This window comes from Pedobacter sp. 01N416 (assembly GCF_056399685.1).
The window spans coordinates 1-6,742 of the sequence record NZ_JBFTRT010000257.1; the positions used below are offsets into that span (position 1 = coordinate 1).

The window sequence follows — 6,742 nt, forward strand, 5'->3', positions numbered from 1 at the left end:
GTTCTAGGTAAAAGCATTTAGTGATGTGCTTTTTAGATTTATTCTTTTAGGGTTAAATAATGTACGAACATTTATTGTCTTTTTCGTCAGACATTTTTGTTGTAATTACCTATTTTATAGTGCTTTTGTTATTTGAAAAAAAAATAAAAAAGATGATTTTTAAAATATTTCATGTATATATGTATGTACAAATTACAATTGGTTAGGATTATCTGATTGCTATTTGACCAAACAAACCGAATATCAAACTAAAACTATTATGTATCGAAGAATTTTTACATGGGGAAGCATGAAATACCTCTGCTATCTGCTCCTGTTAATGGCTACGGCTTTTGAATCAGTCGCTCAATCAAACAACTCGGTCACCGGTCAGGTAACCGATGTAAAAGGTGGCCCATTGCCCGGAGTAAGCGTCACGGTAAAGGGAAGCACTAATGGCAGTGTTACCGATAAAGAAGGAAAATATACTGTTAAATTAACCAGTGGAGGAGGAACCCTCGTTTTTTCATTTGTCGGGTATAAGAAAAAAGAAATAAATATTGCAGGCCGCAAGACCATTAATGTAGAGCTGGAAGAAGATGACAACTCCCTGGATGAGGTTGCTGTTGTGGCCTTCGGAACACAAAAGAAGGGGACCCTTGTGGGTTCTGTTACCACTATTAACCCTAAAGAATTAAAAGGGCCCACTAGTAACCTGACCACTATGTTAGCGGGCAAACTGCCGGGAGTAATTGCCTACCAGAGGAGTGGAGAGCCGGGCGCCGATAATGCGCAGTTCTTCATCCGCGGGGTTGCCTCTTTTGGATCAGGTAAGATTGACCCGCTTATCCTGATCGATGGAATGGAGTCTACGCCTACTGACCTGGCAAGGATGCAGCCAGATGATATTGCAGGCTTTTCGGTGTTAAAAGATGCATCTGCTGCAGCATTATATGGTTCCAGGGCCGCAAATGGGGTGATCCTGATTTCGACCAAATCCGGTATTGACGGCAAAACAAAATTTTCTTTCAGGGCGGAAAATTCTATTTCCGGTAATACGCAGAATTTCAAACTTGCAGACAACATTACCTATATGAAGTTAGCAAACGAGGCGGTATTAACCCGAACCCTGCCTGGCTTCAAATCCAGTCCGGAACCGTATTCTAAAACCAAGATAGATCGTACAGCTGCGGGCATGAACCCGTACTTATATCCAAATAACGATTGGATGGATGCTTTGATAAAGGACTATACGATGAATCAGCGTTTTAACTTTAATATGACCGGAGGGGGTAAGGCTGCCCAGTATTACATTGCCGCTACGCATAATATCGATAACGGGGTGTTAAAAACCGAAGCACTCAATGAATACGGTAACAATATCTCATTAAAGACCACCCAGGTACGTTCAAACGTGACTGTTAAATTAACACCAACCACTGATGGGACGATAAGAACTTCTGGTACTTTTGACGATTATCAAGGGCCGATAGGTGGTGGAGGCGGTATTTTTGGTCAAGCCATCTCGTCCAATCCGGTATTGTTTCCGGCTGTTTACCCAGCATCGGCATCGCCATTTGAGAAACATCCATTGTTCGGAAATGCCTTGATTGGTAATAGTCTGAATACTTTCTATCTTAATCCCTATGCCAATATGGTTTCGGGTTTCCAGCAATACAATACTTCAACTTTAAATGTACAATTGGAAGTAAAGCAGGATTTTAAATTTATTACTCCAGGTCTTACCGCCAGAGTGATGGGCTATACCCAAAGGTATTCTTATTTCGATTTTAGCAGGAGGTTTAATCCATACTATTATGGCGCAACGCCAACAGATGCCAGTGGACAAAATTATAACATCAGCTTGTTAAATGAACTAAATGGACCTACCGAATACCTAAATTATGTGCCGGGTACGCGTACCGCGAACACGAAAACCTATATGGAGGCTGTAGTAAACTACAATAGGACCTTTAAGGAAAAACATTCGGTAGGCGGATCCCTGATTACCACGCTGAGCAACTATGTAACAGCTAACGCCAACGACCTTCAGGCTGCTCTTCCTGCCAGGAACCAAAGTCTTGCGGGTAAGGTTACCTATGGTTATGACACCAGGTACCTTTTTGAAGCAAACTTTGCCTCTAATGGCTCTGAACGTTTTGCTGAAAAAAACCGATATGGTTTTTTCCCTTCGGTTGGTGTAGCCTGGGTCGCATCTAATGAGAAGTTTTTTGAGCCGCTACGGGCTGCCATTTCTAACCTAAAACTTAGGGCTACTTATGGTATGGTTGGTAACGACGCGATTGGAAGGGCAGAAGATCGTTTCTTCTATTTGGCTAATGTGAACTTAAATAGTGGTATTCCAGTAAGCTTTGGTACTGATGGCGCATATTCCAGACCTGGTGTTGCGATCAGTAGGTATCCAAATGATAATATTACTTGGGAAGAATCAAGAACCCTGAATTTAGGGCTGGATTTGAGTTTGTTTAACAGCTTAAATTTTGTTATTGAGGCTTACAAGTCACACCGAAGCAATATTTTAATGGCCAGGAGCAGCATTCCAACAACCATGGGGCTTGCTGCCGGTGTACAGACCAACGTAGGCGAGGCCGAATCAGAAGGTATTGATGTTTCAATGGATTACAATAAGACTTTTGGAGCATTTTCGCTTCAGGCGAGGGGAACCTTTACCTATGCCACCAGTAAATTGCTGGTTAATGAAGAACCTGATTACGGTGCTTTAACCTACCTCTCTAAAGTTGGTAACTCACTTGGACAGAATTATGGATATATAGCTGAAAGGTTATTTGTTGATGACGAAGAGGTAAGAAACTCTCCGTTGCAATCTTTTGGTAATGAGCCTGTTAGGGGTGGTGATATCAAATATAGAGATGTGAACGGTGATGGCGTCATTAGCGGACTAGATATAGTTCCTTTAGGTTTGCCGACATCTCCTGAGATTATATATGGTTTTCAGCTAGCCGGTGGTTATAAAAAATTCGATATCGGTGTATTCTTCCAAGGCTCTACCCGCTCTTCATTTTGGATTGACCCTGTCAAAATTACACCGTTTGCAATACACGCACCTGACGGAGGAGGCGTTGCGAATCTTCAGAATGGGCTTTTAAAAAGTATTGCTGATAGCTATTGGTCTGAAGACAACAGAAATATGCAGGCATTCTGGCCACGTTTAAGTTCTTCTGTTAACCCAAACAATACACAAAAATCTAACTGGTGGATGCGAAACGGCTCATTTTTAAGGGTTAAATCGGTAGAACTGGGTTATAATCTTTCAGGGAAAACAATTGAGAGATTAGGTATCGGTTCTGTGAGGATTTATGCCAATGGTACAAATCTATTTGTTAAGAGCAGTTTCAAAATGTGGGATCCTGAACAAGGAGGTAACGGATTAGGTTATCCGCTTCAAAAGGTTTACAATTTTGGAATTAACGTTAATTTCTAAATTTTTTAAGAAGAAGATATGAAACTATTTAAAAATACATATTTTATTTTATCGGCCATGGTACTAACGCTCGTTATGCCATCCTGTAAAAAAGGCTTTCTGGACATTGTGCCAGACAATTTACCTACCCTGGATAATGCTTTTGTAAACCGGAGTGAGGCAGAAAAATTTCTGTTTACCTGCTACAGTGCTTTGCCAAATGAAGCAAGTATAAATACTAATCCTGGTATGAATACAGGTGACGAGTTTTGGATTAATCCGATTACTGCTCCTTTCGCTCAGATCACTACGCTTGAACCGTTTAATATTTCAAAGGGCCTGCAAAGTAAGATCAGCCCGTCCATGAATTATTGGGACGGATCTGGTGGAGGAAAATCGCTATGGTTAGGCATTCGTAACTGTAATATTTTCTTAGAAAATGTTGATAAGCCAATCGATTTAGCGCCTTATGAAAAAGAACGCTGGATTGCTGAGGTAAAGTTTCTCAAAGCGTATCTGCATTGGTACTTGCTTAGAATGTATGGGCCAATTCCCATCGTTGATAAAAATATAGCAATCGACGCAAATGTGGAGGAGGTAAGAGTAAGCCGCCAACCGGTGGATTCTGTAGTCAATTACATTTCAAATTTATTGGATGAGGCCACATCGGGAGGGGCAGGAGTAGGATTGCCAGATAAGATTCAGGCAGCAGCTACCGAAATGGGAAGGATTACCAAACCTGCTGCCCTGGCCATTAAAGCCCGGTTGCTGGTAACAGCTGCCAGTCCGTTATTTAATGGAAATCCAGATTTCAGCGGTTTAAGAAATAAGGACGGGCAAGCCTTGTTTAACCCTACTTATGATGCAAAAAAATGGCAGCGGGCTGCGAATGCCTGTAAGGCGGCCATCGATGCTGCAGAAGCTTCGGGAGTGGCTTTATACCAATTTGTACCTACCGGTCTTCAAGTAGCAGATAAAGCCACAAGAATTGAAATGAGCATTAGGAATGCGGTGTGCGAAAAATGGAACAAGGAATTGTTATTTAGTAATGTTGTGGGGAGTACCCGTGAGATTCAAATGAACGCCTGTCCAAACTTATTTGTAGCCCCTCAGTTCGATAATGGTTTAAGTGGGCAATTGGCGCCTACACTAAAAATGGCAGAAATGTTTTATACCAAAAATGGTGTGCCGATTAACGAAGACCGCACCTGGGATTATGATAATCGTTATACGCTGAAGGCCGTTACCACTCAGGATTCGGCGATGGTGAACGGTTATCTAACGGTAGGATTACATTTTAACAGAGAGCCTCGTTTTTATGCCGACGTGATGTTTGATGGTGCAAAAATGTATATGCAAAGTAATCAAAAACCACCGATACCGATTTATGCCAAAACAAATGCAATTTCAGGAAAGAAACAAAATATAATCTATTCAATAAGCGGTTACTATACCAAAAAGCTAATCAATATGAATTTGGTAATTGGTGCTACCGGAGGGGTCACCACAGAAAATTATCCATGGCCGATAATGAGGCTTGCGGATCTTTACCTGCTCTATGCGGAGGCCTTAAACGAAACGGGCGATCTGGCAACTCCATTAATCTATCTTAACAAGATTAGAGACCGTGCAAGTTTGCCAACGGTAGAAACTTCATGGACCAATTTCTCTACAAACCCAGGTAAATATACCAATCAAGCTGGCTTAAGAGAGATCATACAGCAAGAACGTGCGATCGAACTGGCATTTGAAGGCAGTCGTTTCTGGGATTTGAGAAGGTGGAAGAAAGCGGGTAGCGCGCTGAATGCACCAGTATATGGCTGGAATGTTAGCGTAGAAGGAGGCGCTACCACTAGTTTGGCTGATCTTAATAAAAATGCTCAGGAATATAATACCAGGGTATTGTTATTTAATCAAACCTTTGTTAGCCCAAGAGATTATTTTTGGCCAATAAGAGAAAATAATTTACAGGTGAACCCAAAATTAGTGCAAAATCTGGGCTGGTAATTTTTATAATTCATGGATTATTTAAACATATTAAACTTAAGTAAAATGAAAAGATTAATAAATAGATTCTGCCTGGGGATGTTAGTTGTACTTGCTACACAAGCCTGTAAAGAATCAGAAATAGCCACCTCGGTAAATGACGGGGTTGCACCCGGCCCGGTAACAGGACTAACCGTAACCAACCTTAGTGGGGCAGCCACCATAAAGTACATTCTGCCTTCAGACCCTGATGTACTGTATGTAAAAGCAGTGTATAAAACCAAACAAGGTATTGAAAGAGAGACCAAGGTAAGTTACTACAACAACACGATAACTGTTGTTGGCTTTGCAGACACCGACCCGTATGAAGTAAAGTTATATGCGATAGACAAAGGCGGAAATACATCTCAACCGACATCAATTACCGTTAATCCATTAATGCCACCTTATAAAATAATCCGTAATAGCCTGGGTGTAATCTCGAATTTTGGCGGTATTGATGTGAGTTTTGAAAACGCTACCGAGGCTGATGTGGCCATTGTGGTGATCGCCCCTAATAAACTGGGCGAATATGCGCCCGTTAACACCAATTRTACGACCTTAAAGAAAGGTGTGTTTTATACAAGAGACCTGAAAGCAGAGGAAACAAAGTTCGGTATTTACGTGCGAGACAGGTGGGGCAATATTTCTGATACCTTAAAAACAACCCTTACCCCTATATACGAAGAAAGGTTAGACCGAACAAAAATGAAAGGATTGGCCTGGCCTTCAGATCCAGGTTTAGCCTACAGCGGAACGCTAAATGGTGTTTTTGATGGGAGTGTGACCGGCGGATGGTACCATAGCAACGATGCGGCAAGAATGCCTCAACAGTTTACTTTTGATATGGGTGTAACCGCTAAATTAAGCCGCCTGGCCTGGTGGATGAGACCAGATGGAGGAGGGTATTATGCAATACACGCGCCAAGAAAAATTGAGATATGGGGTTCGAATGCGCCAAATCCAGACGGAAGTTATGATGGTTGGACTAAGTTAGTTGATTATGAGCAAATTAAGCCTTCGGGCTTACCAATTGGGCAATTAAGTACGGCAGACAGTGATGCAGCCAAAGCAGGCGAAACCGTTTTGATACCCTTAGATGCACCAAAAGTGCGCTACATTAGGTTTAGAACCTTAGCCAATTGGTCTAACGGAACCTATTGCTGTTTTTATGAGCTGGCCTTGTGGGGTAACCCGAATTAATAGAATTATAATTAATTAATGAATTAAGTCATGGAAAAAATAAAATATTTGATTTATCCTTTTCTCCTTATAACAGGGTTATGTATACTATCT

3 protein-coding genes are annotated in these 6,742 nt (G+C 41.5%); all 3 read left to right on the plus strand.

Features of this window, described 5'->3' with window-relative positions:
• The first annotated feature begins 259 nt into the window (after window positions 1-259).
• From AC1DND_RS15110 to AC1DND_RS15120, 3 genes are read left to right on the plus strand one after another with little or no spacing between them, the layout of a single operon-like run.
• Entirely contained in the window at window positions 260-3,442 is a 3,183-nt protein-coding gene (locus tag AC1DND_RS15110; protein WP_477582782.1) for a SusC/RagA family TonB-linked outer membrane protein, read from the plus strand.
• An 18-nt stretch (window positions 3,443-3,460) separates the two neighbouring features.
• A complete protein-coding gene (locus AC1DND_RS15115) occupies window positions 3,461-5,428 on the plus strand; it encodes a RagB/SusD family nutrient uptake outer membrane protein (RefSeq protein WP_477582784.1) in 1,968 nt (655 codons plus the stop codon).
• A 45-nt stretch (window positions 5,429-5,473) separates the two neighbouring features.
• Window positions 5,474-6,649: a DUF5000 domain-containing lipoprotein gene (locus AC1DND_RS15120; protein WP_477582785.1), complete on the plus strand. Its 1,176-nt coding sequence runs from the start codon at window positions 5,474-5,476 to the stop codon at window positions 6,647-6,649.
• Window positions 6,650-6,742: the final 93 nt, after the last annotated feature.

What these genes read in the sequence shown, in the direction of transcription:
- AC1DND_RS15110 (WP_477582782.1), top strand. Translation starts at nt 260, where the DNA reads ATGTATCGAAGAATTTTTACATGGGGAAGCATGAAATACCTCTGCTAT.
- AC1DND_RS15115 (WP_477582784.1), top strand. Translation starts at nt 3,461, where the DNA reads ATGAAACTATTTAAAAATACATATTTTATTTTATCGGCCATGGTACTA.